Source organism: Acinetobacter sp. ANC 5054 (assembly GCF_002135295.1).
Taxonomy (GTDB): Bacteria; Pseudomonadota; Gammaproteobacteria; order Pseudomonadales; family Moraxellaceae; genus Acinetobacter.
In genome coordinates, this window is the sequence record NZ_NEGG01000012.1 from 23,211 (window position 1) to 49,630 (window position 26,420).

The window sequence follows — 26,420 nt, forward strand, 5'->3', positions numbered from 1 at the left end:
TGCTATGTGAATAATTCAGCAGATCGTACAAACCGTATATCCTCCCCCAAATATCTGACATCTATATGCAGCTAAACTGCATATCTCTAAAACACACAAAAATAAGCACCAGCTATAAGTTAAACAATTTCAAAGCGAACTATTCCATTAAAAGCACATCACCCAAAGTCCTTCTAAAAAACAAAGAAATTTAGGGCAAAAAAAAGCAGATCAATCGATCTGCTCTGTTCCTACACGTTGACGGAATTTTTGTCCCGCACGGAAGGTCACTACACGACGGGCAGAAATCGGAATTTCTTCACCCGTTTTCGGGTTACGGCCTGGGCGTTGACGTTTATCACGCAACTCGAAGTTACCGAAACCAGAGAGTTTAACTTGTTCCCCAGAGATTAGCGCTTGGCTAATCTCATCGAAGAATAACTCGACCATTTGTTTTGCTTCACGACGGTTTAAACTCGTGAGCTCACTTAAATGATCAGCCATTTCTGCTTTTGTTAATGCTGTCATGAAGCCCTCAATGTCGCCTGGTAAGTGTTTTCCAACACCTGAAGTATGTTATCCATACCGGATTTGATTTCAGCATCTTCAAGTGTACGTGTTGGATGTTGCCATTGAATTGCAAATGCCAATGAGCGTTTGCCTTCTTCGACACCTTGACCAGTGTACACATCGAACAACCAAACTGAATCTAAAAGTTCGCCGCCTGATTTTTCGATAAGTTGCTGAATTTCACTAACATTAATCTTATCACTAATTAAAAGCGCAATATCACGTCTAACCGATGGAAAACGTGATAATTCTGTAAAATTAGATACATAAGTTTGCAAAACAGCCGATTGATCCAATTCAGCGACCCAAGTTGTGCTTAAATCAAGTTCAGCTTCTAAAGATGGGTGTAAACGACCAAAGTAACCAATAGACTGACCATTGACTAAAATTTCAGCCGATTGACCAGGATGTAACCAAGCACGCTCTGAACGTACATACTCAACATCTAATCGCGCAGCATTTAAAATTTCTTCTACATCACCTTTAAAGTCAAAGAAATCCATTGGCTGAGCTTTGCCATGCCAAGATTCGGCAGTACGTGAACCTGTTGCAATCATTGCAAACGTTGGGATTTGTTTAAGATCATGGATGCTGTTTGCACCTTGATAATCAAAACGTAAACCTAGCTCATAGAAACGAACACGGTTTTGCTGACGATTCACATTGTATTGAACACATGGAATCAAGCTCGATAATAAAGTCGAACGCATCACCGCAAGATCGCTCGAAATCGGGTTTGCCAATGCTAATGGTTGACCTTGCGGATTCAATTGCTTTTCAAGTTTCGCATCAGCAAAGCTAAAGCTAATCGCTTCTTGGTAACCCAAAGCCACTGCCGTTTGACGTAACTGAACCAGTTCAAATTGGTCTTGGTATTTCGCTAGTTTAACATCAATCACCGGCAAGCTGATTTGAATATTGTCATAGCCGTGAATACGTGCAACTTCTTCAATCAAGTCTTGGTAAATGGCCATATCGAAACGGTGTGATGGCGGAACAACGGTCCATTCACCTGTAGCTTTCACTGTTACATCACAACCTAAACGAGTTAACGCGTCAGTAATAAAGTCGCTTTCAACTTTATAACCTAGCAATTGATCGACTTGAGCTTGGTTCAGTTCAATCGCTTCGCGTTTAGGTAGCAATTCAACTTTTTCCGCAACCGTAATTGGACCAAATTCACCACCCGCCAAATCAGCAATCAACTGAGAAGCACGGTGCATAGCCGTCATTGGCAATTCAAAATCGACACCACGTTCATAACGCTGTGAAGCATCAGTATGTAAACCGAAGCTACGTGCACGACCAGCAATGTGTAATTGATCAAAGAATGCAGATTCTAGGAAAATTTCAGTGGTCTCATCAGAAACCGCTGAAGACAAACCACCCATAATGCCTGCAATTGCTAAAGCTTTTTCGTTATCTGCAATCACCATGACATTTTCAGAAAGCTCAACTTCTTGCTCATTCAGCAATGTTAATTTTTCTGCAGCTGTTGCTTGACGCACATGCACTGAACCATTCACTTTACCGCCATCAAAAGCATGTAAAGGTTGACCCAATTCCATCAATACATAGTTGGTGATATCGACTAAGATACTGTGCTGACGAATGCCTGCACGCGCTAAAGCACGCTCCATCCATTCAGGTGTTGGCGCTTTGGTATTAACGTTTTTGATCACACGACCTAGGTAACGTGGGCAGCCATCTGTTTCCAGTACCACTTGTTTTGCATCGCTAATCGTCGCTGCAACTTCAGTAATGGTCGGAGCAGTCATGGGAAGCTGGTTAATCACACCAATTTCACGCGCAATACCACGAATACTGAAACAGTCACCACGGTTTGGTGTGATGCTGATGTCAATCACATTGTCATCAAGGTTTAAGTATTCACGTATATTGACACCCACTGGCGCATCTGCAGGAAGCTCTAACAGACCATCAATTTTGTCTTCTAAATCAATTTCTGATGCACCGCACAGCATACCTTGTGATTCTACGCCACGAAGTTTGCCTTTTTTGATTTTGAAATCACCCGGAAGCACTGCACCAATCGTTGCTACAGGTGCTTTCATACCGGCACGTACATTAGGTGCGCCACATACGATTTGTAATGGTTCACCTGAACCAATATTGACTGTCGTTACACGTAAACGGTCCGCATCTGGATGTTGAACGACTGTTAATACTTCACCAACCACTACACCTGTAAATGGTTTTGCTGCTGGTGATAAATCGTCAACTTCTAAACCAAGCATAGTCAGTTGGTCAGAAAGCGTATCGCTATCAATGGCTGGGTTTACCCACGTACGTAGCCAATTTTCGCTAATTTTCATTTCGTTAAAAACCTATTAATTCTAAATTTCTAATCCCCTCCAACGCCCCTTTTGAGAAAGAGGAAGAACCACTCGAGTATTTATCTCGATAAGTCCCTCTCCTTTTTATAGGAGATGAGAAGCGCTGCTTCGCAAGAGAGGATTAATAAAAAATCTGTTTAAGCAAATTGGCGTAAGAAACGCACATCGTTTTGGTAGAACATACGTAGGTCATTAATGCCATAACGTAACATTGCAAAACGCTCTACACCTAAACCAAAGGCAAAGCCTTTATATTTATCAGGATCAATGCCAGCAGCACGTAAAACGTTTGGATGTACCATACCGCAGCCCAAAACTTCTAACCATTTACCACGCTCATCCATAATATCCACTTCAGCACTCGGCTCAGTGAATGGGAAATAAGATGGACGGAAACGTACTTTTAAGTCTTTTTCGAAGAATTCGTTTAGCAAGTTCACCAACAAACCTTTCAGTTCTGCAAAGCTGGTATTTTCAGCCACGTACAAACCTTCAATTTGGTGAAACATTGGTGAATGTGTTTGGTCTGAGTCACAGCGATAAACACGGCCCGGACATACAATACGAATTGGTGGTTGAGACGTTTCCATCGTACGAATTTGCACACCTGAAGTATGCGTACGAAGCAAATGATTGGCATCAAAATAGAAAGTATCGTGCATTGCGCGTGCAGGATGATGACCTGGAATATTCAATGCTTCAAAGTTGTGATAATCATCTTCAACTTCAGGACCAGTCGCAACGGTAAAACCCGCTTTAGTAAAGAATTGGCAAATACGTTCTTGAACTTGAGTTACAGGGTGAATACTGCCAACCGCTTGTCCGCGACCCGGCAAAGTAATATCAATCGTTTCACTAGCAAGCTTTTGTTCTAATGCAGCTTTTTGTAGTTCAGCTTGACGAGTAGTCAGTGCGCCAGTAATCGACTCACGTACGGCATGAATTTGCGCCCCGAAAACTTTACGTTCTTCTGGGTCCATTTTACCGAGTGACTTCGATTGTTCCGCGAGCTGGCTTTTTTTCCCTGTAAATTGCACTCGCACTTGGTCGAGTGTAGCAAGGTCTTGAGCTGCTGCAATCGCAGCGAGCGCTTCAGTGGTCAGGGCTTCCAGTGACATAGTAACTCTCAAAGCAACAATTTAAAAAATATAAAAACCCCATATTCTAACAGTTTTTGAGCGTCAGGATGAAGCGCAATCGCAAGTAAAAATTGCAATAGCATCAAGAATTAAAAAAAGGATAGGATCAGCGCATTATCAATGAGATCATTCAATATGACACTCAATCCAATCTGGAAACAATAACTCGTACTTGTGATCTATGGTAATGAATATTTAAACCAAGTTTTGAGTTTTTAATGCTGGGTACAGCATCATATTTTTGACCAGCACAGTTTGGATTTTCGTGATTTGATTTCACAGCATCTTTAGAGTTGCGTTCTAACCACCATCAAAGCAAAACCTAAAAGATTTAGACCTTTCCATTGCAAAGGTTTTTCAGCCTTTTCATCATCAGTAGCCAAACCAATACCCCAAATTTTATCTACTGGAGAAGCTTCTACCAAAATGCGCTCTTGAGTATTCAACAAAAATGCTTTCAATTCAGGATGCTGTGTAAATTTTGCAATATTTCCTTTTACTACAACATCAAAACGATGCTCTAACCAAACATTTTCCTGATAATTTTGGATTTTACGTCCTAATGCTTTAGCTTCATTCGGATGATTCGCCTCAAGAATTTTTTGAAAAATTTCTTCGTCAGCAAATAATTTTGCTTTCTGTGCCATCATAAAATGTTCAGCCGTTTTATATTCCACGTCGTCTATGACGAAAGGCGAAGGAAACCACTGACTAAAGCAACTTTTATCTACGCTGTCTTTTTGTTTTTGTGTATGCCCCCAAAAGCATAAATATTTAAATTTTTGCCCTTGCTGAACTTGCTCTTGTAAATCAGTTAAATATTGAGAGTCACTCATATTTTGCTCTTTGTTATTTGTTTCCAGAAATCATCAACTTCCATATAGTAGCGCTCAAAGTAACAACTTAAAAAATAATATAAACCTCTTATTTTAAAAATTTTTAGCCGTTATGATGAAGCACATTCGCAAGTTAAAATTGCAATAGCATCAAGATTTAAAAAAAGTATAAGATAAACATAATATCAATGGGATCCAATCTCTATGGCACTCGATCCAATCTGGAAACAACAACTCGTACTTGTAACTTATGGTAATGAATTTCTGAACCAAGACTTGAGCTTACAACGTTGGTTACATCATCATATTTTTGACCAGCACAGTTTCCATTTTCGTGATTTGATTTCACAGCATCTATTAGCACAGCATTTTCAAATTTGGCTTGAGGGCTTAAAAAAGCAAGGGGTTCAACGCTTAAGCTTACACAGTTCTAGTCTTTTAAATGACGAACAAAACCCCAATGCCAATGTCGAGTTATTACCCTTTGCACATTTCATTGTCAGCCATGACCATCAAAAAAAACAGGCATGGATTTTTGGTAAAGAGTTAGCAGAATGGTATAACGCGGAAAATGACTATGAAGCACCAGCCAGTCAGCAGATTCAAATTCGACGTGAAACCCTATGGCGTTATGAATTAAATTCTAAATTAATCAAACGCATTGAAGCCGACCTTCTGCAACCGAAATGGGATGACATCGACAGCTACACCGAAAGTGAGCTATTTTTACAAAAGCCTGCTGAAGGATTTAGCAATCCTGAATTATTGGATACACCTTATTATGGCACTCAGATGCGTGCAGAGTCTGAACCTACGGATACTGTGCATTTGTCATTACTGCCAACCGATGCTCAGGCCGACTATGCACACAGCAGCTTACATCGCCTTGATGCATTGGATCGTTTTATACAAAACAAAATTCAAAATCCATACCATGCTGATGGCACCGTATTTAGCCCTGAAGAACAATTGAATTTGCGTCATTTTTCTCAAAAGACCGATGATTTAACAGCCAAATTCATTGTCAAAGTAGCCAATCATTATAAGACCGCTCGCTTAACCCCAGTTGCTGTAGCAACAGCGTCTCCCTTGGACACTACGAAAACTGAAAATCATCAGGCATTCCATCATAAAAAGCCTACATCGACTCATCCACACAAGGCAGGTGCGGGTGGTGTGATCACTTTAATTATTATTACGGTCGCCATTTGTCTTTTAGCCTATTACTTCGGGCTTTAAGTCAAATTTTCTCTATTTAATTGAAAAGCCCTTCTCATGAAGGGCTTTTTTTATGATGTGGTTAAATAATTAAATGGTCTAATTTCTAATGTGACTCGATGTTGATCAGCATGTTGGTTGATATAGTGACTGACTGAAACCACCTCACCTTCAATTTGCGCATCCGCACCATACATTATTTTAACCGCTTCACCTTTGCGCGGAATCATTTCAAGTTCAACAGTAATATTTCCCTGCTTCATCCCAACAACGTCTACAAGCATGGCTATTTTCCTTTTTTATTTTCATTTAATAAATATTAGGTTGCTGTGGAAAAGCCTTTAAAGATCATTTATGTAACAGTGTGCATATTTCTAAATTAGACCAGATATTCATAAGAATCTAACTGCGCTAAAAAGTGCTCCACTTGCTTGGGCGTTTTAAGCCTAATCCATTGAATATGTTGAAACTCTGGAGCAGACATCATTTTGATATATTTATTACGATTCTTTTGATGGGTTTTAATCATCCACCAAACTATAGAATCTGACCCAAACATTCGCCATAAACTTTCTTGATTATTCGAGTCTGGCCACAAATCTTGTTTAGACTTAGCCCGTGAAAGTGCGCGCTTAATAGAGCGATATAAATTGATGGGAAAAGGTAGGTCCAGCCAAATCACGGTATCAATTTCTGCCCATTTTACTGGGATTGCGCGGGTATAGTTCCCATCAATGACATAACCATTTTTTGCTTTGACCATTTCAGCTTCAATACGTGCAAAAAAGATCTCATCGGGACACTCTTGCCAATCATCTAGCCAAAACAAGTTATCCAATTCAATGTAATGCAAACCAAGCTTTGTTGCCAATGCCCTAGAAAATGTTGATTTTCCTGTAGCAGAGGTACCAACTACATTAATTTTTTTCATTTTGGTCTTTCAAGTTTGCGGTTTTGTCTCCCTCAGTAATACACGATATCGCATCGTTCCGCTATGGTTAATTTTTAATCACCATCGTAATCTAATTCGTCCTCATCTAAATTGATAAAATCAGCGGTTGGGGTTTGATCAAAACGCACGGCTTGAATATTTGGCAGATCCAATAATTTTGCTTTGGCTACCCGATGCATACCATCCATCACCCGACCTGATGCACATAAAATAATGGGATAGCTTAAATCGGCAGCTTGAACCAAGTGCATATGTTCAATGATTTGCTGTGTGGTCGGTGCAGATTTTGGAAACCAATAAGGTTCATTTAACTCTTGAATATCAGTCAATGCGACCTGTTGAACTTTTAAATTTTGACTTAATGCTACTAAGCGATGCACATCCCAAATATAGATATCCTCACCCACTTGGCGAAAATGGTATTGTTTGCGCATTTCCCCTCCTCTCGATTAAAGCCTTCAATCCATACGATTATTGAGCCATAAAAAAAGACCGCTAAAAGCGGTCTTTTTTAAGTCATAAAGACTTATGCAGCTAATGCATCTTTAGCTTTAGAAGCTAAAGCAGCAAATGCAACTGCGTCATGCATAGCGATGTCAGCAAGTACGCGACGGTCGATAATCACTTGAGCTTTTTTCAAGCCAGCGATCATACGGCTGTACGACAAACCATTTTGACGAGCACCGGCATTGATACGCGCAATCCATAGAGCACGGAATTGACGTTTCTTTTGACGACGGTCACGGTAAGCATATTGACCTGCTTTAATTACTGCTTGGAACGCTACGCGATATACGCGTGAACGAGCGCCGTAGTAACCTTTAGCACGAGCAAGAATTTTTTTATGACGGCGATGAGCCTGTACACCACGTTTAACACGAGCCATTTATAAATCTCCTTAGATGTATGGGCACATACGGCGAACTGAAGCAACGTCACTTACGTGAACCATTACACAGCCGCGTAATTGACGGATACGCTTAGCAGATTTTTTGGTCAAAATGTGTCGTTTGAACGCTTGGTGACGTTTAAAACCGTTTGCAGTTGGCTTGAAGCGTTTAGCTGCACCACGGCGAGTTTTCATCTTAGGCATAATAACCTCTTTTGAACACCTGTTCGGCACGTCTGCACCATTGCAAAGACGCCCTGCAGGTAAGGGAGCGAACATTCTAAAGCATCTCTGCTCAAAACAAAAGCGAATCTTTCTACTGAATATCGATCTTAATCAATTTTCTGATATAGGTTTTTCGATGATTTTATAAGCTATGCCGAATAAGGCTTATATAATGACCGCACTTCAAACTAAAACTGTTCATTATGAAACCTGCACAGGATGCTTTTGCAGCCCTTCGTTATCGGGATTTCTCGATTGTGACTGTCAACCAATTTTGCCTCACCCTCGCAATTTTGATTCAGGAAATTATCGTCGCTTATTCACTATATCAAATCACCAAAGACCCTCTAACCCTAGGTCTGATTGGTTTAGCAGAAGCGATTCCATTTATTTCATTGTCTTTATGGGGCGGCTATTTTGCTGATCGCTTTAATAAACAGACCATTATGAAAATTTGTTTATTTTTCTCTATCCCAATGCCACTCATTTTATGGGGGCTTTTCCATAATTATGGACTGGAAAATATCTCCATCAGCCAACTATCTTGGGGCATTTATGCCGTGATTTTTGGTTTAGGAACGATTCGTGGTTTCTACAATCCTTCAGCTACTTCACTCAAACCTTTTTTGATTCCCCGCGACTTATATGCTAATGGCGCAACGTGGACCACGATTGGTTGGCAAAGTGGTGTGATTATTGGGCCAATGCTTGGTGGTTTTATGCTGGCATTTTTAGGTCGTGAAACCAGTTTATTAACTGTTGCTGGCCTACTTAGCATTTGTTTCGTGTTGATTAATCTATTAAGCAAACGAACGTTTCCAAAAATAGAATCCGATAATTTAAAAGACAGTTTGAGCGAAGGTTTCCGTTTTATTTGGAAAACGAAAATTGTCTTGTGGGCAATTTCACTCGACTTAGTCTCTGTACTATTTGGTGGCGTGATTGCCCTACTGCCTATTTTCGCTGAAGATATTTTGAAAGTCGGTCCCGAAGGTTTAGGTTATTTACGTGCAGCACCATCCATTGGTGCATTGCTGACGATGATTGCACTCACCAAGTTTCCACCGACACATCATGCATGGCGTAATATGTTGCTTGCCGTTGCAGGCTTTGGTCTTTTTACCATTTTGTTCGCTTTTTCCAACCATATGTGGCTTTCACTTTTCGCACTTGCCATGACTGGGGCATGTGACAGCGTGTCTGTGGTGGTTCGTCAAACCATTTTGCAACTTTATCCACCTGAAAATATGCGTGGTCGTGTTGCTGCGGTGAACGGCATGTTCGTTTCTAGCAGTAATGAACTTGGGGCTTTTGAATCTGGACTTGCAGCGAAATACATGGGCACAATTATGGCCACTTTATTTGGTGGCTGTATGACAATGGCTGTAGTAGCAATCAGTTGGGCGAAAACGCGTGATTTATTTGGTGTGGACATTACTCACCAGTCGAAAAAATAAGAGAATATTTTTCATTTACACCTTGCCAGTATTTTCAATACAGGAAATACTGCGCAGCAATATCGACTCAATATCACTCTACGACGTGATGCAAGAATAGACTTATGAAACAAATCCTGTGCTTAACCCTTTTGGCCTGCGTTCCCTTCACTACTACATTTAGCGCATCAACAAAAATCCACCAACTCCCTGCACAGAACATTGAAGTCGCTCCTGCCCACTTAACGACACGTTTGAATTGGTCTGTATTTCCAAAACCAATCTATGCCAATGAAGATTTAAAACAACGGGACCGCGCTGCAATTATTCGTGTGAGCGCAAATGCCAAAGGTAAAGTTACTGATGCCAGTGTGGAAGAAAGTACAGGCATCGAACAACTTGACCGAATTTTAATTTCTGCCGTTAAAAAAGCAGAAGTAAAACCACATATAGAAAATGGCGAAACTCAAGCGATTATTGGCTATCAAGCTTTTAATTTGCGGGTCAAAGGCAACTCACCTGAATGTGATTATGCGTTCGATTCAAAAGTCTGGAATGCACAAAGCCATCAGAAAAAGACACCTTTTAAATATGTCGCACAGCCTGAACTCGACCTCAGTAGTCCTGAATTAAAACAACATGATCGTAAAGTTAAATTTAGCTTTAAGGCAGACAAGCATGGTCAAATTAAAAAAGTAAAAATTAAACAGGGCTCAGGTATCTATGCGCTCGATCAGAAAGTCGTTCAAGCTCTTTCTGCCAGCAAAATTTCTGTGAAGCGCACAGCAAGTACTTTGTGGCTATATAAGAAAGCAAGCTTCAATGATGAAATTCAATTTAAGCAGAATGCTTGCAAATAAGCATTTAAAATCAAAAATGATAGGGACTGAGTTACTCAGCTCCCTATTTTTAGCTTAAAACAAACCTAAAAAAATCAAATAAACACAAAGATAACGCCCTACTTTAGCAAGGCCCACAATCAATAAAAATCGCCAAAATTTTTCTTTCATTAAGCCTGCGATCAACGTAATGGGGTCACCAATAATTGGCGTCCAGCTTAGCAACAAAGACCAATAACCATATTTTTGATAAATACCTTGTGCCTGCTGCATTTTCTGTTCAGAAACAGGAAACCAAGACTTATTTTTATAATGTTCTATTTTTAAACCTAGCCACCAATTCACGCATGAACCAAGCACATTGCCCACACTCGCGAATAGAATCAATGTAAATGCCGTATGCTGACCGTAGTTGAGTAGACCCATTAAAACTGCTTCGGACTGTAGCGGCAATAAAGTTGCCCCGCCAAAAGCAGCAACCAATAGCCCAAACAATGACCACATAGATAAAGTGGCTTATAACCCAAGTTGTTTCTTAGATTTTAAATATTCGAAAGACGACCATGCCAATGCAACGATAATAGCAAACACACGTGACCATTTATATTTTGAACTCAGAGGCTCAATCATTGTGCGCATCAAGTTTTGATCTTTGGTATGCAATTCAGCAAGGAGATTTTGTACATGAACAATTTCCGCCACAAATAGCATTAAACACGCCGCCAGACCAAAAATAATACTCCAATAAATACGTGGATTATTTTCAACTATACGAGTGAAATTAAGAAAAAATGCTTTCATGATGTTTAGATCCAACGCGGTAATTGAAGATCCGTTTATACGGATGAGCAGCATTCTATCACAGTGCATAGACAGTTCCTGAATGATGGATAATGTATAAAATCAGATGTTAAACCTGACTTTACTTCCCAACACATCTGCACTAATCTGCCAGCAACGAATAAAAATTTCTTATTAAATATGATGAAAAAAATTATCTGTGCGAGCTTGCTCTGTGCACTGATGAGTTCTCCTACTGCATTTGCTGAAAACCCAATAACAGCAAATGAGCCTGTAGCAGTACCCTATGGACAAATTCAGTGGTTAAGTCGCCCACATTTAAACTTTTCCAACGATGACTTAGGTCATCAAAATCGTAAAGCTGTGTATCGACTATATGTCTCTGAAGCTGGTGAAATTAAACAGGTCGACTTGGTTGAAAGCTCAGGCTCGAACACATTTGATGAAAAAGTTAAGAGTTCAATTTTACGATCTAAATTCAAACCTTACCTAGAAAATGGTGTAGCACAGCCATTTGTTGTCTTACAACCATTTGAATTTATTACACAGCCTGAAACCAAAGAAAAACCGTTATGGAAAAAACTGCTGTTGATTCCTTAACGTAAAAAAAGAGCATGTTTCCATGCTCTTTTTTTAAACCTGAATCGCTAATGCTTTTTGCACTGCGGGCCGAGCCGTGAGTCGTTCTACATATTCTTTCACATAAGGATAATCTTCTAACTGAATTTGCTGCCATTCATGACGCAAAACCCACGGTAAAATTGCCATATCCGCAATGGAATATTCACCTGCCACATATTTTTGTCCAATCAACTGGTGATTGAGTACTTTATATAGACGCTTGGTTTCATTCACATAACGCTCCGTCGCGTATGGAATACGCTCTGGTGCAAAGCGACTAAAATGATGATTTTGTCCAAGCATTGGACCAAAGCCACCCATTTGCCACATCAACCATTGTTCAACTTCCACACGTTCAAATTCATCTTCAGGGTAGTACAGCCCTGTTTTTCGACCGAGATACTGCAAAATCGCGCCTGACTCGAACACCGAAATCGATTCTCCACGTGGTCCATTTTGATCAACAATGGCAGGAATCTTATTATTTGGCGATATTCTTAAAAAATCTGGCTGAAATTGATCATTTTCCAAAATATTGATTGGGAAAATTTGATATTCCAAGCCCATTTCTTCAAGGGCAATGGTAATTTTATGGCCATTGGGCGTGCCCCAATAGTACAAATCAATCATATATATTTCCTATGAAATTTCTCGTTTTTGTTCACATTATCAAATTTTATATGCATTTTATAACACGGTTTCGAGCTAAAAAACTTAAGCCAATATGAAATTTAGTACAGACTTTTAAAATTTTTTTCTAAATGATGCTCGCTTATTCTCATATATCAAGATTTAGAAAGCAAAGCTAAATAGCAAAATTAAAGCTGTGCTGTTTGTCACTAAAATTCAAGATATTCAAATAAACAATTTGAATCAAACACTATATTTTAAAAGACATTTATCGCTGATTATTTATACAGATTAAATACTTTGCCCTATACTCCTATTCATTCCACTCATTTCAAAAAAAAATTTAAAAGGATTAAATATGAATTATATACGGCAACCCGCGCTCAACCCGTTGAGTCTATTTGTTCTACTGTTCTTTGCTTTAATTTTCATTTTATTGTTTATGTTTGCTTGGCCCCACTACAAAGTGTGGAAACAAGGTATGGATGGGCAAGCAGCGTTAGCAGAGGCAGAACAATCGAAAATGATTCAAGTGCAAGTCGCAAAAGCTGAGCTTGAAAGTGCCAAGCTCCGTGCACAAGCAATTAAACTGGTTGGACAAGCTGCCAAAGAATATCCCGAATATCGCAAGCAAGAGTTTATCGGCGCTTTTGGTGAAGCACTCCGTGATGGGCGCATTCAACAAATTATTTATGTCCCAACCGAAGCCAATATTCCAATTGTCGAAGCCAGCCAACAACGCTTAGCAGACTAATTCAAATTTCAGGCATAAAAAAGCCCTGCATGTGCAGAGCTTTTTTCATCACGAGATGCTTACTTTTTCTTTTTAGGACCAAGTAGCATACCCATTTGACGGCCTTCCATTTTCGGGGTTTGTTCAACAACACCGTACTCAACAACATCAGCTTCAATTTTTTGTAATTGAGCTAAACCAAGTTGTTGGTGTGCCATTTCACGACCACGGAAACGAAGCGTGATTTTTACCTTGTTGCCTTCTTCAAGGAACTTGATAATTGCACGTAGTTTTACGTTGTAATCACCTACATCAGTACCAGGGCGTAGCTTGATTTCTTTCACCTGTACTTGATGTTGTTTTTTCTTCGCTTCTTTCTGCTTTTGCTTAAGATCAAACAAATGCTTGTTGAAGTCCATGATTTTGCAGACTGGTGGCTCAGCATTCGCTACGATCTCTACAAGATCAAGCTCAACCGCTTCAGCAGCACGAACTGCTTCAGCTAAGCTGACAATACCTTTTTGCTCGCCATTTTCGTCTACAAGACGGACTTCTTTTGCACGAATTTCATCATTCAAGGCAGGACGGTTAGATTTGTTACCGCCCTGTTGATTACGGTCAGGCTGTTTAATCGCTGTTACTCCACAATGTACCGGCCGCGTTCGGCTACGGCTGCTTTTACTAGGTCAACGAAAGCATCGATTGACATAGTACCCAAATTTTTTCCTGAGCGGGTACGGACGTTCACAGTACCTTCCTCTACTTCACGGTCACCAAGAACCAATAAGTATGGAATACGCTCTAAAGTACGTTCACGAATCTTAAAGCCGATTTTCTCATTTCTCAAGTCTGAAATCGCGCGGATACCGCTTTCTTTAAGTTTAGCGACGACTGACTCACATGCTTCCGCTTGAGAATCAGTAATATTCATTACACATGCTTGGATCGGTGACAACCAAGGTGGCATGAAACCAGCATAGTGTTCAATTAGTATACCAATAAAACGCTCGAAACTGCCAAGTATTGCACGGTGCAACATCACAGGCTGATCACGGTCGTTATCTTCAGTCACATAAGACGCATCTAAACGCTCAGGTAGGTTGAAGTCACATTGGATTGTACCGCATTGCCATACACGACCAAGACAGTCTTTTAATGAGAATTCAATTTTCGGACCGTAGAACGCACCTTCACCCGGTTGAAGTTCCCACTCTAAGCCAGCAGCATCTAAAGCATCTGCTAGAGATTTTTCTGCCATATCCCAAAGTTTGTCATCACCCACACGTTTTTCAGGGCGAGTCGACAATTTCATTTGAACTTCTTCAAAGCCAAAGTCTTTATAAACATCTAAAGTCAGTTTAATAAAGTCTGCAACTTCAGTACCGATTTGTTCTTTGGTACAGAAAATATGCGCATCATCTTGAGTAAAGCCACGTACACGCATAATGCCGTGTAAAGAACCTGATGGCTCGTTACGGTGACATGAACCAAACTCAGCCAAACGAACAGGAAGATCACGGTAAGATTTTAAACCTTGGTTAAATACTTGCACGTGACATGGGCAGTTCATTGGTTTTACAGCATAGTTACGGTTCTCGGAATGAGTCGTAAACATGTTGTCTGCATAGTTTGCAGCGTGACCTGATTTTTCCCAAAGCGTGAAATCAACCACTTGTGGTGTACGAATTTCTTCGTAGCCATTCGCTTGTTGCACTTTACGCATATACTGTTCTAGTACTTGGTAAATGGTCCAGCCATTTGGATGCCAGAACACCATACCCGGTGCTTCTTCTTGCATATGAAACAAATCAAGCGCTTTACCGATTTTACGGTGATCGCGTTTTTCTGCTTCTTCAATACGTTTGATATAAGCTGCAAGCTGTTTTTTGTCAGCCCAAGCTGTACCGTAGATACGTTGTAACTGTTCGTTTTTCGCATCACCGCGCCAGTAAGCACCAGAGATTTTTGTTAGCTTGAACGATTTTAAAAATTTAGTGTTTGGTACGTGCGGACCACGGCACATATCCAAGTAGTCTTGATGGTAGTACAAGCCCATTTCAGTTTCTTCAGGCATGTCTTCGATCAGACGCAATTTGTATTCTTCGCCGCGCGCAGTGAACTCTTTGATCACTTCGTCACGTGGAGTCATTTTTTTGATGACATCATAATCTTGGTCGATGAGCTTTTTCATACGCTCTTCGATCGCAGCCATATCGTCTAAAGTAAATGGACGCGGCATCCAGATGTCATAGTAGAAACCTTCTTCAATGACTGGACCAATCACCATCTTCGCTTCTGGGAACAATTGCTTAACGGCATGACCCACTAAGTGCGCACAAGAGTGACGAATGATGTGAATACCATCTTCATCTTTAGGCGTGATGATTTGCACTGTTGCATCTGCTGTAATTAAATCAGACGCATCAACTAAACGATCGTTAACACGACCAGCAACTGTATTTTTTGCAAGACCAGGACCGATGCTTTGAGCAACTTCCATCACAGACACGGCATGATCAAATTCTTTTTGATCGCCATTTGGCAAAGTGATAATTGGCATAAAAAAATCCTTAAGGAGTGATGCCCCGTACAATGGAGCATGTCACCGCGAGATTATGATCGAGGGAAACCCTCAAAAGATAAAAACGGTGGATAAATAAAATTCGACCTAAATTTTACACGTCTTGACCCGTTTAATAAACCGTTAATGCCGCTTAATCCGCACATATACCCAATACTAGGGAGATTCAACCAAAAAATGGGGTAAATAATGGTGTTGTAAAGCTGCTCTATTATGCATCGACCATGCAAAGATAAAATGATAAAAACTCACATTTTAAATAAATCTTTCACATCTCAAAGACTTTGATTGAACTGAATAATGGGAAGCGTACATTTTATACAGTGAAATACGTTGATCTCACTATTCTCTGATTTTCTCTATTCTCTAAAACTCTCCCAACCCATTAGCTCCTGATGATCATAGGCATAGAGTTGAGCGAATTGCGGAATAATGCTTTCACTTTGCGTGGGTCTTAAAAACACATAATCATCAATTTGGATTTCTGCGGATCTGGGAATCTGTACCATTTCCTGATTACTACTGCGACCATAGAGCACATGCGGTTTACTGCCTTTGGGATACACATACGCTGCACGCCAATAACCACCATAAATAAAAGCAGCCTGATAGCCTTTTGACCATCGATCCAACCATTCCAATTGCGGCAAACTCGGCTGCGGCAATAGTTTTAAAATAGGTGTGGCAATCCACAGCGCAGATTGAAATTGCGCCAAACTGTTCAAATCAAAATCTTGCGGTTTAAGTAACATGGAGCCAAAAGACACGTCATTGCAGACACTTTGCTGACAATGAAAAGTAAAACTCGGGCTGCCTCCACCATTCCAACATAAATCGTCTTGGTACAAGGCAGGATAATCATTACGGATAAAATCTTTGAATTGTTGATAACTTTGCTGCGATTGTTGATAAGTTTTATCTGCGGCTTGGATCATGGATGGAATTTTTGACACATGGGCATCGTAACCCATCAGCCCTGATAATTTTAACTGCGCTAGATGCTGCTGAATGACGCTGAGTAATTCAGCCAGTTCAGTGTTAGTTTTCACTCCGCCACGATGCAACCCAACATCAATTTCAATATTGATGTTTAGGCAAAGTTCATGCTGCACCGCATAGTCTAAATATTGTTGCAAACGAATGTGACTGTCGATAAGCCATTGCACTTGAGATGAGCAATTTTTTAACTGCAAGATAGGTATTCTTTGCAATGCTTGAATAGGCATTGGTTTGCCAAACAAAATATCCGCCTGAGGAAATTCATCTAGCACAATGTTCAGATGTGGCAAATGAAAAAGCATTAATCGTTGAGTATTTAAGGCAGTGCTACACAGCTTGAGTAACTCCATGCAAGCAAGAGATTTCACCACCAAGCGTGGCTTTAACTCGGCTGGCAGCATATGTCGTGCACGAACTAGATTTTGCTGAAGCGCAGGCAGATCCACAATTAATTGCGGCAATCCAGTTCCGACCTGCCGTAGAACCTGATTCATGTGCTGAAAATATGCATCCATACCGACTTCTCCAACGCCAATTTTTAGTATTTGTGGCGATTCGTTATTTATAAATAGAGCTAGACATTTCTAATCTTATTGCTCTAAGAATAGCTGCTGCAAATACGGATTGAGCCATTTCTGCTTTGGATCTAACTCTTGACGAATCCGCATAAAATCCTCCCATTTCGGATACAACTCGCGCAGCTGTGCCTCCTTCAAACTATGTAATTTCCCCCAATGTGGACGACCGCCATATTTCAGTAAGACCGGTTCGACCAGATCAAATACCGCGTGATAATCCTGCTTATAAAATTGGTGGATGGATAAAGACACGGAGTCTTGCTGATAAAACGGACTAAGCCAAATATCATCGCCACGAACCAGTCGATATTCCACGGGAAAAAACATCGGCACTTTATGTCGCCTAAGCGTATGTAGCACTTCTTCAAAACATGCCATACCGTGTTGCAACGGAATCTGATATTCCATTTCATTGAATTTTGTATTGCGTGCCGATGGAAAAATCTGACTTGACCAATCCACTACCGTTACAGGCTTAACGAACACACCCAATAACTTTTGTAACCATGGATTCAACGCAGGACATAAGCGCACCAACTCCACACAAAAATTTAAGATCAGATCTTCATCTGGCCATTCTTTCGGACGGCTGATAAATGGGTCATCGGTTTCATCCAAGGTTTTTAAAATCACTTGCTGGGCATGACTAAAAGCCCAAAACTCAATATGTCGATGCTGATATTGCCATTGCTGCATATTTTGCATGACCTCACTCAAGGCACATAAACGCGTATGTTCTTTGAGTTTGTACCTTGGTCGATTTTGCAATTTGATTTGCGTCAAGATGCCCAAACTACCGAGTGCGACCCGCCCTGCCTGAAAAATCTCAGCATTTTGCTCAGCATCACAAGAGATGATTTCTCCTTGCGCGCTAAGCAATTCAAAGCCTTGCACTAAAGCAGATAAACATGACAGCTCTAAGCCTGTGCCATGTGTACCTGTTGCAATCGCGCCTGCCAGACTTTGTTGGTCAATGTCTCCCTGATTAATCAGAGCTTGATCAAACGCTGCGAGTTTATCTCCCAATTCAAATAAACGCGTTCCCGCGTGTATGGTGCTTTGACACTGCTCAGCGTCGATGTCGGTGATCCCTTTTAAATGATCCAAACTCAGTAAAAGATCGTTAGTTTTCACCAAAGGACTAAAAGAATGACTAGCACCTGCAATGCGAATTTTGTCATGGGACTTCACCAAGCCAATCAACCGATCCAAACTGTTCGGCTGTTCAAATTGCGGTGTCGACTGCTGCGAACCTGACCAGTTTTTCCATTCGGATTTTTGCGGATACATCGACTGTGGATGCACCGAATTGAGCTGTGTAGATTTTGGATGCGTCGCATTAGAACGCTCTATCAGTTGATCTGTCATGTTCGTCCCTGCAAACATCATTTTTATTGTATTGACTGCTTTTATCAGCTTATTTTTCAGCACATGCTTTTATTTATCCTAAAACATGCTACTAGTATTTCCTTTAGATTATCTCAATCCGTTCAGGGACTCAAATCCATATTGAGTTAAAAAAGTATTCTATAAAACAGCGATTTAAAATAAAAATTCAGTGTAGATTGGATGTTTTGAACAATAACCGACCGAAGCAATACATTTATAGATAATGGATTAGAGTCTCGTTAAAAACTACAAATACTCTTCACAAATATGGATAAAAAACACTCGATCATTGGCTAATTTTCAGCTAATTTATTTAAGTTAAAAAATCAATTTATAGAACCCTTGGGTTCAATTTATCGAAAAATGTTGTTTTTATTTATTTAATTTTCAATATCTTACATTTTTAGTATAAATACTCGACTAAAGCATAAATGCAGAATATAGCCTGACTGAATTATTGTTGAACAAGGTTTTAAAAACAAATATACATGGAATTGGAGTACCACTATGGTTAGCGCATACGATGAATTGCCACGGACACCGGCGAATTTTGTTGCACTTTCACCTCTGCGTTATTTAGAGCGTGCAGCATATATTTATCCAGATCAGGATGCCATTATCCATGGTAATCGTCATATTTCATGGCGCCAAACCTATAATCGCTGCCGCCAATTTGCCCACCAATTACAACAATTGGGCATTGGTAAAAATGACACGGTTTCGGTACTTTTACCAAACGTACCTGCCATGGTGGAAGCCCATTTTGCTGTTCCAATGGCAGGTGCAGTACTCAATACCTTAAATACACGCCTTGATGCAAAAACGATTGCCTTCATGCTAGAGCATGCTGAAACCAAAGTCCTGTTGGTCGATCCTGAATTTACTCAAGTCGCAACCGAAGCTTTGGCTTTAATTGATCAAGAGATTTATGTTATTGATGTTGCAGATGCCGAGTTTGAAGGTACAGCAACGTCGATTGGACAGATTGAATTTGAAGATTGGTTGGCTCAAGGTGATGCCAATTTTGAATGGCATCTACCACAAGATGAATGGGATGCGATTAGTTTAAGCTATACCTCGGGCACAACAGGTAACCCGAAAGGCGTGGTGTATCATCACCGCGGTGCGTATATCAATGCAGCCAGTAACATCATTGCTTGTGGTATGAAACCACGTGCAAACTACTTGTGGACACTGCCACTATTCCATTGTAATGGTTGGTGCTTTGCATGGACTATCGCAGCGAATGGCGGCACCAATATTTGTTTGCGTAAAATAGACCCTGAACTGATTTTTAAACTGATTGCAGAACATAAAGTTGATTACTTCTGTGGTGCACCAATTGTACTGTCGATGCTGATCAACACCCCTGAAGAGAAAAAAGTTCAGATTGATCACCGTGTCGAAGTGATGGTGGCTGGTGCTGCGCCGCCTGCTGCAATCATTGAAGGCATGCGTAATATCGGCATTAATGTTACCCATGTGTATGGCTTAACTGAAACTTATGGTCCTTCTGCACTTTGCGCATCGCAAGCAGGTTGGTCAGATCTTTCAATTCAAGAACAAGCGCAGTTGCACTCACGTCAAGGTGTGCCATATCCACTACAAGATGGTATGAAGGTGATTGACCCTGAAACCATGCAACCTGTGCCGCATGATGGCCAGACCATGGGTGAAATCATGTTCCGCGGCAACATCGTGATGAAGGGTTATTTGAAAAACCCTGAAGCGACGGCTGAAGCCTTTGCTGGTGGTTGGTTCCATACTGGTGATTTGGCTGTGTGTCAGCCAGATGGTTATGCCAAAATCACGGATCGCTCTAAAGACGTGATTATTTCTGGTGGCGAGAACATTTCCTCACTGGAAGTTGAAGAAATTTTATATCAACACCCTGCGGTACTCACTGCGGCAGTGGTCGCGAAACCTGATCCGCGTTGGCAAGAAGTGCCGTGTGCATTTATCGAGCTCAAAACTGGTAAAACAGCAACCCCTGAAGAGTTAATTGAATTCTGTAAACAGCATCTCGCACGCTTTAAAGTACCGAAAGATGTGGTGATTACTGAAATTCCAAAAACCTCAACAGGCAAACTACAGAAGTTTGTCCTACGTGAATGGGCGAAAGAACGTGCTGTCGGTGAATTTAGTTAATTTACCCCATACTCATCATAAAAAAAGCGACTTGTTAAAGTCGCTTTTTTTATTGCTTGGGATCAATTCATTTATGCATGATTCAATCACATGATACAAAATGCTTAATTATCTGAAAGCAATGCGACTTGCTGAATATAGTTAAACAATTTCAACTTTGACGCAGCAAGCTCTTCAGGTGTCGCATTTTTTGCGATATCACGCTGAATACGTAAGACATGCTGACGAATTGGATGATGTTCAGCAGCATTATGCGCTTTCATGAACTCTTTAATGACGGGCTCACCTTGAGCCACCATACGCTCCGTCCAACGTTGTAACTGCGCAGTTTTCTTCGCACCTTGTTGCGGTGTGAGATAAGACAAAATCATGGTTTCATCTTCATTGCGTAGTAATTTACCCACACGCTGAAACTGACGACGACGTGCTTCATGTGAAGTAATGGTTTGTGCATCAAGTAGTGCTTCGATCAGGCGCTCTTCCACAGGAAGATTTTTAATCTGTTTAGGATTCAGCTTTGCAAGTTCTTCACCTAAAGCAGCCATACGTTGTACGGCTTTTTTTTGCTCGGTTTTACTTGCACGTCCTTCTAAGGATTCAAAGTCTTCTTCGGTATAGCGGTTCGGTCGACGTGCCACGTTTAATCTGCCTCGTAAAATTTTGCTGCAAAGAGTGCTTGAATTTCAGACAAAGCTTTTTCTTCATCTGCACCTTCAATCACTAAGCGTAAAGTTGTGCCCTTGCCTGCACCAAGCATCAGCAAAGACATAATATTTTTGGCATCGACTAATTTTCCACCCTTACCAATCTGTATCGACGAGCGAAATTTGGTAGTGACTTCAATTAGCTTGCCAGATGCACGCGCATGTAAACCCAGTTTATTTATTACATCAACAGTTGTGTCGATCATGACCAGTGCTTCATTTCTCTGTGTAGAACCTGAATAGACCATTTTGCCTCAAGGGCTTTTTTTAGTCTATCAACGATATATACCGAACGGTGTTGTCCACCTGTACAACCGATCGACACCGTCATGTAATGACGATGCCCTTCGGCAAATGCCGGCAGCCATTTATCCAAGAAATGATAAATATCTTGGAACATTTCATTGGTTTGCTCACTTTGTTGTAAAAACTCACGAACAGGCTCATCCAACCCAGAATATTTACGTAGTTCCATATCCCAATGTGGATTGGGTAAATGACGAACGTCAAAAACATAATCTGCATCGAGAGGAATCCCATGTTTATAACCAAAGGATTGTAAAATCAGAATTAAATTATCTGCCTGTCCCAATCGAGACAACAAAGTATGCTTTAAATCATGCACGCTCTTGTCGGTAGTATCAATATGCACCGTAGAGCGCATTTGAATGGGCAACAGTAAAGATTTTTCTTCCTGTATACACTCATTCAAACTTTTGAAACGGCTAGCCAGCGGATGGGGACGACGTGAAGAACTAAAACGCGCAATCAATTCCTGATCACGCGTTGTTAAATAAATAATATCGACTGAGCCATAGCGCTGCAGTTGCTGAAAGACCAGATCAAATTCTTGTAAATCAGCGCGAGTGCTACGAACATCAACACCCAATGCTAACTGTTCAAGATTATTCTCTGAATCCAGTTTTTCAACAATTTCGGGTAATAATGCTAGTGGCAAATTATCAATACAGTAATATCCCAAATCTTCAAGTATCTGCAAAGCAGATGACTTTCCTGATCCAGATTGTCCTGTAACAATTAAAATGCGTTTCATCGCAATGCTACCCCATTACCGTTTTAAACCGCAGTATATTTAACCTGCAAATTATCAATTAGACGTGTTGCACCCAATTTTGCTGCAACAAACAATACGACATCTTGATCAAATTCTTCAACCTTTTGCAACTCAGTTGTGCGAACTTCTACATAGTCCACAACAAAACCTGCTGCTGTCAATGTTGCGTTAATATTCGCTAACACATCTGCCAGTTTTGTGCCTGCATGCAGTTCTGCTTCAGCAGCTTGCAATGTCTTATAAATGGTCGGTGCAATGGCACGATTTTCTGCACTTAAATAGCCATTACGCGAACTCAATGCCAGACCATCTTCCGCACGGGTAATTGGCACACCAATCACTTCTAGTGGAATATTCAAATCACGCACAAACTGACGAATCACTGCTAACTGTTGATAATCTTTTTGACCAAAGAAAGCGTAGTTCGGTTGCACAATATTAAATAATTTGGTCACCACCACAGCCACACCATCAAAATGTCCTGGGCGTTGTAGACCGCATAAATCGTTGGTGATCTCACCCACTGAAATATTCGTCAAACGTGGCTTATTGCCATACATTTGCTCTACAGTTGGCGCAAATACGATGTCACAACCGACTTCAGCCAATAAATGTTGATCATTTTCCAACGTACGTGGGTAATTATCAAAGTCTTCGTTTGGGCCAAATTGAATTGGATTGACAAAAATACTGACGACCACCACATCGCAGATTTTACGTGCTTCACGGACTAAATTAAGATGGCCTTCATGCAAATTCCCCATGGTCGGCACAAAACCAATAATTTTGCGTGCTGTACGTGCTGGATTAAGCGATGCGCTTAAGCCTTGGATCGTAGTTTCAGTTTTCATGTATTACAACTCAATCTGGAAAGTATGTTCTATAGCAGGAAATGAACCGTTAAGTACTGCGGCATGATACGCTTTAAACGCATCAACGATCGCCGTCTCCCCTGCTTGTTCTTTCATAAAATTACGGACAAATTTAGCAACGTGGCTGAAATTTAGACCCAACATGTCTTGAACCACCAGCACTTGTCCATCCGTTTCTGCACCTGCACCAATACCTATGACTGGGGTATTTGGGAACAGCTCACTGATTTCCTTGCCCACTTGAGCAGGCACACATTCAAGCAGAAGTACTGCTGCCCCAGCATCTACCACCGCTTGACAGTCCGCAATCAACTGATCTGCTGCAGCACGGGTGCGGGCTTGTACTTTATAGCCACCAAACACATGCACTGATTGCGGTGTAAGACCTAAATGGACACAGACCGGAATACCGTTACGTGTCAAGACTTCTACCGTTTCCGCTAACCATGCCCCACCTTCAAGTTTGACCATTTGCGCACCGGCTTGCATCACCGTTTTTGAATGAATCAAGGCATCATTCAAAGTGGCATAGCTCATAAATGGCAAATCAGTCAAAATAAACGCATGCTTATTACCACGACGCACCGCCGCAGTATGGTAAGCCATATCTTCAACCGTTACAGGTAAAGTAGAGTCATGACCTTGAATGGTCATCCCCAATGAATCACCAATCAGAATCGTATCAACTTCAGCAACTTCCATTGCTTTCGCCATACTTGCATCGTAGCTCGTTAGGCAAGAAAATTTGCGGCCTTCCGCTTTAAATTTCTTTAAGTCACTTAGACTAATCATTTCAATATTCCTCTGATGACGGCTTTCTCAAGTGGTCATGCAAAACTAAAGATTTGCCCAATTAGCTGCGTCCAAAACCGTTAAATCTGGATTTTGCAGAATTGGTAAATCTTTTAATTGTTGTCCTTTGATATAAAGGTTTTCATCTAAATCTAATAAGGGTCTAAGCACAAAATCACGTTCTAACACCCCCACATGCGGCACAGTTAAACGCTCATTTTGAATTTGTTCATCACCATAAATCAATAAATCTAAATCGAGTGTCCGTTCGCCCCAATGACGTAAACGTACTCGACCCGACTCTTGTTCAAAGCGCTGTAATTCATCCAACAATGCCAAAGGTGCAAGATCCGTGATCAATTGCACAGCGGCATTTAAATAATTCGGCTGATCTTGCGGCCCCATCGGTGGGCTTTGGTACAGCTTAGATACTTGAATTGCACCTAAACTCGCCAACTTATGCACAGCCTCAGTCAGAATCTGCTGAGAATCACCTAAATTACTACCCAAACCGATATATGTGACTGTCATTGTGTCGGCCCAAAAACAACCTGAGTCAAATCACGTTTCACACGTTTACGTTTTAAAATTGGATGATCTGATCCAATCTCACCGCGTGCCGATGCTGCAACAATCGAAACTGTTGGAGCTGCGGAATGGTTCTTCGGCTTACGTTGACGACGACCACGAGATTCAGGCTCATTCACCAATGGCTCAATATCCACTTGTTGAGCTGCTGAAACTTTAACTTCAGCATCATCGTGAGCTGCCTTACGACGACCTTTAGCACGTTGGCGATTATATTGGCTGATGGCACGTTCTTTTTCATCCGTGCTCATATGCTGATATTCTTCCCACCACAAGCCCATGCCTTGAGTCGTGGTATCGCCCGATTTTTCACGTAGCAACAAGAAGTCAAAACCTGCACGGAAGCGTGCATGCCCAGACAAAGCTTCAATTTGTTGCGGTTTTGGATTTAACAAACGGGTTTGCATTTCCCAAACTTCACGAATAAACGTTTCAGCAAAACGCGGAATAATGGTTCGCGTAGCTTGACGTTTCAGTACATCCAGACCCGCTTGAGCACGTGCTTCGGCAGCAACCATGCCTTTATTTAAATAGAAACTACACCGCTCTTGGAATGGAATCCACAGTAATACCGCATAGAAAAATGCTGGGTTAATCGTTTTACCAATTGAAATGCGCTGATCGGTATTCTTCGCAGCCAGTTCTATGAATGGCGTTACCTCAGGTTTGATATCTGCAAATAATTGATGCCAAATACCAAAATCAATCAGCATAGGAAGAACGCGATTGAGATGCCCCATGGTAAATAACTTTTGAGATTCATCGTATAGACGGTGCGGTGAAACATCACGAAGCAACAGGGTTAATTCGGGTGTAAATACATCCAGAATTTTTTCATCAATATTAAAGTTCAATTTGGCTGCAAAACGTAATGTACGTAGCATCCGCACTGGATCTTCTTCAAAACGAAGTTGCGGGTCACCCAACAAACGTAAAGTTTTATGTTTAATATCATCCACAGCATGGCAAAAATCAAGCACTTCGCCTTTGCGTGGTTGGTAATACATGGCATTAATTGAAAAGTCACGACGAGCAAAGTCTTGCTCAATCGTTCCCCAATTGTTATCACGTAAAATCATGCCTGCGGCTGAAGTCACTGCTTTTTTCGGCGGAGCACGGAATGTTGCAACTTCGATCAGCTCACGTCCAGAATAGACATGAGCAAGCTCAAAACGACGACCGATGATACGGCAACGTCGTCCGAAAACTTCTTTCACCTGAGCTGGTGTCGCATTAGTTACGGCATCAAAATCTTTAGGTGCATGACCTAACATGAGGTCACGGACACCGCCACCCACGATATAAGCTTCATAGCCTGCCTTGGTTAAGGCATCAATCACATCTAAAATGGAAGAAGGTAATTGTGCGGTTGATAAACCGCATTTGGACGCGCGCAAAGTTTGCAAAAGACGCAGTCTCCTACGTGTGTACGTAAAATTCTTAAGATGTCGCTAATGATATCTCTAACA

At 41.0% G+C, this 26,420-nt stretch carries 29 protein-coding genes; 6 read left to right on the forward strand and 23 right to left on the reverse strand.

The window, feature by feature from the left end; translation table 11 throughout:
• Positions 1 to 210: 210 nt before the first annotated feature.
• The 4 genes from B9T33_RS12345 to B9T33_RS12360 form a co-directional block, all read right to left on the reverse strand.
• Positions 211 to 507 carry an integration host factor subunit alpha gene (locus tag B9T33_RS12345; RefSeq protein ID WP_067763456.1) on the reverse strand — a complete coding sequence of 99 codons (297 nt, stop codon included), beginning with the start codon at positions 505 to 507 and terminating at the stop codon, positions 211 to 213.
• Positions 504 to 2,885, reverse strand: a complete 2,382-nt coding sequence (gene pheT / locus B9T33_RS12350) for a phenylalanine--tRNA ligase subunit beta (protein WP_086179211.1) — start codon at positions 2,883 to 2,885, stop codon at positions 504 to 506. Before pheT ends, B9T33_RS12345 begins: the two co-directional genes overlap by 4 nt.
• A gap of 158 nt (positions 2,886 to 3,043) precedes the next feature.
• Positions 3,044 to 4,024, reverse strand: a complete 981-nt coding sequence (gene pheS, locus B9T33_RS12355; RefSeq protein WP_086179212.1) for a phenylalanine--tRNA ligase subunit alpha — start codon at positions 4,022 to 4,024, stop codon at positions 3,044 to 3,046.
• A gap of 308 nt (positions 4,025 to 4,332) precedes the next feature.
• A complete protein-coding gene (locus tag B9T33_RS12360; RefSeq protein ID WP_086179213.1) occupies positions 4,333 to 4,881 on the reverse strand; it encodes an NADAR family protein in 549 nt (182 codons plus the stop codon).
• A 204-nt stretch (positions 4,882 to 5,085) separates the two neighbouring features.
• Here B9T33_RS12360 and B9T33_RS12365 point away from each other — a divergent pair, with 204 nt between their 5' ends.
• A complete protein-coding gene (locus tag B9T33_RS12365; protein WP_086179214.1) occupies positions 5,086 to 6,120 on the forward strand; it encodes a hypothetical protein in 1,035 nt (344 codons plus the stop codon).
• A gap of 50 nt (positions 6,121 to 6,170) precedes the next feature.
• Here the strand turns inward: B9T33_RS12365 and B9T33_RS12370 are convergent, their stop codons facing one another.
• From B9T33_RS12370 to rpmI, 5 genes are all read right to left on the reverse strand, one after another.
• Positions 6,171 to 6,383: a hypothetical protein gene (locus B9T33_RS12370; RefSeq protein ID WP_086179215.1), complete on the reverse strand. Its 213-nt coding sequence runs from the start codon at positions 6,381 to 6,383 to the stop codon at positions 6,171 to 6,173.
• Positions 6,384 to 6,478: 95 nt separating this feature from the next.
• On the reverse strand, positions 6,479 to 7,030 hold the full coding sequence (locus B9T33_RS12375; protein ID WP_086179216.1) for an adenylate kinase: 552 nt from the start codon (positions 7,028 to 7,030) through the stop codon (positions 6,479 to 6,481).
• A 74-nt stretch (positions 7,031 to 7,104) separates the two neighbouring features.
• A complete protein-coding gene (locus tag B9T33_RS12380; protein ID WP_086179217.1) occupies positions 7,105 to 7,485 on the reverse strand; it encodes a hypothetical protein in 381 nt (126 codons plus the stop codon).
• A gap of 92 nt (positions 7,486 to 7,577) precedes the next feature.
• Positions 7,578 to 7,937 (reverse strand): 50S ribosomal protein L20, encoded by a 360-nt coding sequence (gene rplT / locus B9T33_RS12385; RefSeq protein ID WP_004647525.1) that lies wholly within the window; start codon positions 7,935 to 7,937, stop codon positions 7,578 to 7,580.
• A 12-nt stretch (positions 7,938 to 7,949) separates the two neighbouring features.
• On the reverse strand, positions 7,950 to 8,144 hold the full coding sequence (gene rpmI, locus B9T33_RS12390; RefSeq protein ID WP_065994397.1) for a 50S ribosomal protein L35: 195 nt from the start codon (positions 8,142 to 8,144) through the stop codon (positions 7,950 to 7,952).
• A gap of 224 nt (positions 8,145 to 8,368) precedes the next feature.
• Between rpmI and B9T33_RS12395 the strand changes: the two genes are divergently transcribed.
• Positions 8,369 to 9,622 (forward strand): MFS transporter, encoded by a 1,254-nt coding sequence (locus B9T33_RS12395; RefSeq protein ID WP_086179218.1) that lies wholly within the window; start codon positions 8,369 to 8,371, stop codon positions 9,620 to 9,622.
• Positions 9,623 to 9,726: 104 nt separating this feature from the next.
• On the forward strand, positions 9,727 to 10,461 hold the full coding sequence (locus B9T33_RS12400; RefSeq protein ID WP_086179219.1) for a TonB family protein: 735 nt from the start codon (positions 9,727 to 9,729) through the stop codon (positions 10,459 to 10,461).
• A gap of 54 nt (positions 10,462 to 10,515) precedes the next feature.
• On the opposite strand, the gene B9T33_RS12405 is transcribed toward B9T33_RS12400, so the two are convergent.
• Positions 10,516 to 10,944 (reverse strand): YqaA family protein, encoded by a 429-nt coding sequence (locus tag B9T33_RS12405; protein WP_086179220.1) that lies wholly within the window; start codon positions 10,942 to 10,944, stop codon positions 10,516 to 10,518.
• Positions 10,945 to 10,956: 12 nt separating this feature from the next.
• Entirely contained in the window at positions 10,957 to 11,241 is a 285-nt protein-coding gene (locus B9T33_RS12410) for a hypothetical protein (RefSeq protein ID WP_086179221.1), read from the reverse strand.
• Between the two features lie 222 nt (positions 11,242 to 11,463).
• Between B9T33_RS12410 and B9T33_RS12415 the strand changes: the two genes are divergently transcribed.
• Complete coding sequence (locus B9T33_RS12415) at positions 11,464 to 11,841, forward strand: TonB family protein (RefSeq protein ID WP_171263637.1); 378 nt, start codon at positions 11,464 to 11,466, stop codon at positions 11,839 to 11,841.
• 33 nt (positions 11,842 to 11,874) lie between these two features.
• On the opposite strand, the gene B9T33_RS12420 is transcribed toward B9T33_RS12415, so the two are convergent.
• Positions 11,875 to 12,492, reverse strand: coding sequence for a glutathione S-transferase N-terminal domain-containing protein (locus B9T33_RS12420; protein WP_086179223.1), 618 nt, complete (start codon positions 12,490 to 12,492; stop codon positions 11,875 to 11,877).
• A gap of 358 nt (positions 12,493 to 12,850) precedes the next feature.
• On the opposite strand from B9T33_RS12420, the gene B9T33_RS12425 reads away from it, so the two are divergent.
• Positions 12,851 to 13,246 (forward strand): hypothetical protein, encoded by a 396-nt coding sequence (locus B9T33_RS12425; protein ID WP_086179224.1) that lies wholly within the window; start codon positions 12,851 to 12,853, stop codon positions 13,244 to 13,246.
• A 59-nt stretch (positions 13,247 to 13,305) separates the two neighbouring features.
• Here B9T33_RS12425 and infC read toward each other — a convergent pair whose 3' ends face one another.
• The 4 genes from infC to B9T33_RS12445 all read right to left on the reverse strand — a co-directional run bounded on the left by infC (position 13,306) and on the right by B9T33_RS12445 (position 18,673).
• A complete protein-coding gene (infC, locus tag B9T33_RS12430) occupies positions 13,306 to 13,857 on the reverse strand; it encodes a translation initiation factor IF-3 (protein WP_086179225.1) in 552 nt (183 codons plus the stop codon).
• A 5-nt stretch (positions 13,858 to 13,862) separates the two neighbouring features.
• Positions 13,863 to 15,785: a threonine--tRNA ligase gene (thrS, locus tag B9T33_RS12435; RefSeq protein WP_086179226.1), complete on the reverse strand. Its 1,923-nt coding sequence runs from the start codon at positions 15,783 to 15,785 to the stop codon at positions 13,863 to 13,865.
• A 380-nt stretch (positions 15,786 to 16,165) separates the two neighbouring features.
• The gene (locus tag B9T33_RS12440) at positions 16,166 to 17,320 is read right to left on the reverse strand and encodes an alanine racemase (protein ID WP_086179227.1); all 1,155 of its coding nucleotides are present in this window, start codon (positions 17,318 to 17,320) and stop codon (positions 16,166 to 16,168) included.
• A 75-nt stretch (positions 17,321 to 17,395) separates the two neighbouring features.
• Positions 17,396 to 18,673 (reverse strand): D-arabinono-1,4-lactone oxidase, encoded by a 1,278-nt coding sequence (locus B9T33_RS12445; protein WP_086179302.1) that lies wholly within the window; start codon positions 18,671 to 18,673, stop codon positions 17,396 to 17,398.
• A gap of 606 nt (positions 18,674 to 19,279) precedes the next feature.
• On the opposite strand from B9T33_RS12445, the gene B9T33_RS12450 reads away from it, so the two are divergent.
• The gene (locus B9T33_RS12450) at positions 19,280 to 20,920 is read left to right on the forward strand and encodes an acyl-CoA synthetase (RefSeq protein ID WP_086179228.1); all 1,641 of its coding nucleotides are present in this window, start codon (positions 19,280 to 19,282) and stop codon (positions 20,918 to 20,920) included.
• A gap of 104 nt (positions 20,921 to 21,024) precedes the next feature.
• On the opposite strand, the gene yjgA is transcribed toward B9T33_RS12450, so the two are convergent.
• The 7 genes from yjgA to pcnB are packed head-to-tail and all read right to left on the reverse strand — an operon-like array spanning position 21,025 to position 26,357.
• Positions 21,025 to 21,558 (reverse strand): ribosome biogenesis factor YjgA, encoded by a 534-nt coding sequence (gene yjgA, locus B9T33_RS12455; protein ID WP_086179229.1) that lies wholly within the window; start codon positions 21,556 to 21,558, stop codon positions 21,025 to 21,027.
• 2 nt (positions 21,559 to 21,560) lie between these two features.
• The gene (locus tag B9T33_RS12460; protein ID WP_067763492.1) at positions 21,561 to 21,830 is read right to left on the reverse strand and encodes an HPr family phosphocarrier protein; all 270 of its coding nucleotides are present in this window, start codon (positions 21,828 to 21,830) and stop codon (positions 21,561 to 21,563) included.
• Entirely contained in the window at positions 21,827 to 22,678 is an 852-nt protein-coding gene (rapZ, locus tag B9T33_RS12465) for an RNase adapter RapZ (RefSeq protein ID WP_086179230.1), read from the reverse strand. Before rapZ ends, B9T33_RS12460 begins: the two co-directional genes overlap by 4 nt.
• Positions 22,679 to 22,701: 23 nt before the next feature.
• Positions 22,702 to 23,550, reverse strand: coding sequence for a pantoate--beta-alanine ligase (gene panC / locus B9T33_RS12470; RefSeq protein WP_086179231.1), 849 nt, complete (start codon positions 23,548 to 23,550; stop codon positions 22,702 to 22,704).
• A 3-nt stretch (positions 23,551 to 23,553) separates the two neighbouring features.
• Positions 23,554 to 24,363 carry a 3-methyl-2-oxobutanoate hydroxymethyltransferase gene (gene panB / locus B9T33_RS12475; RefSeq protein WP_086179232.1) on the reverse strand — a complete coding sequence of 270 codons (810 nt, stop codon included), beginning with the start codon at positions 24,361 to 24,363 and terminating at the stop codon, positions 23,554 to 23,556.
• A 45-nt stretch (positions 24,364 to 24,408) separates the two neighbouring features.
• Positions 24,409 to 24,894 carry a 2-amino-4-hydroxy-6-hydroxymethyldihydropteridine diphosphokinase gene (gene folK, locus B9T33_RS12480; RefSeq protein ID WP_086179233.1) on the reverse strand — a complete coding sequence of 162 codons (486 nt, stop codon included), beginning with the start codon at positions 24,892 to 24,894 and terminating at the stop codon, positions 24,409 to 24,411.
• A complete protein-coding gene (gene pcnB / locus B9T33_RS12485; protein WP_086179234.1) occupies positions 24,891 to 26,357 on the reverse strand; it encodes a polynucleotide adenylyltransferase PcnB in 1,467 nt (488 codons plus the stop codon). Before pcnB ends, folK begins: the two co-directional genes overlap by 4 nt.
• Positions 26,358 to 26,420: the final 63 nt, after the last annotated feature.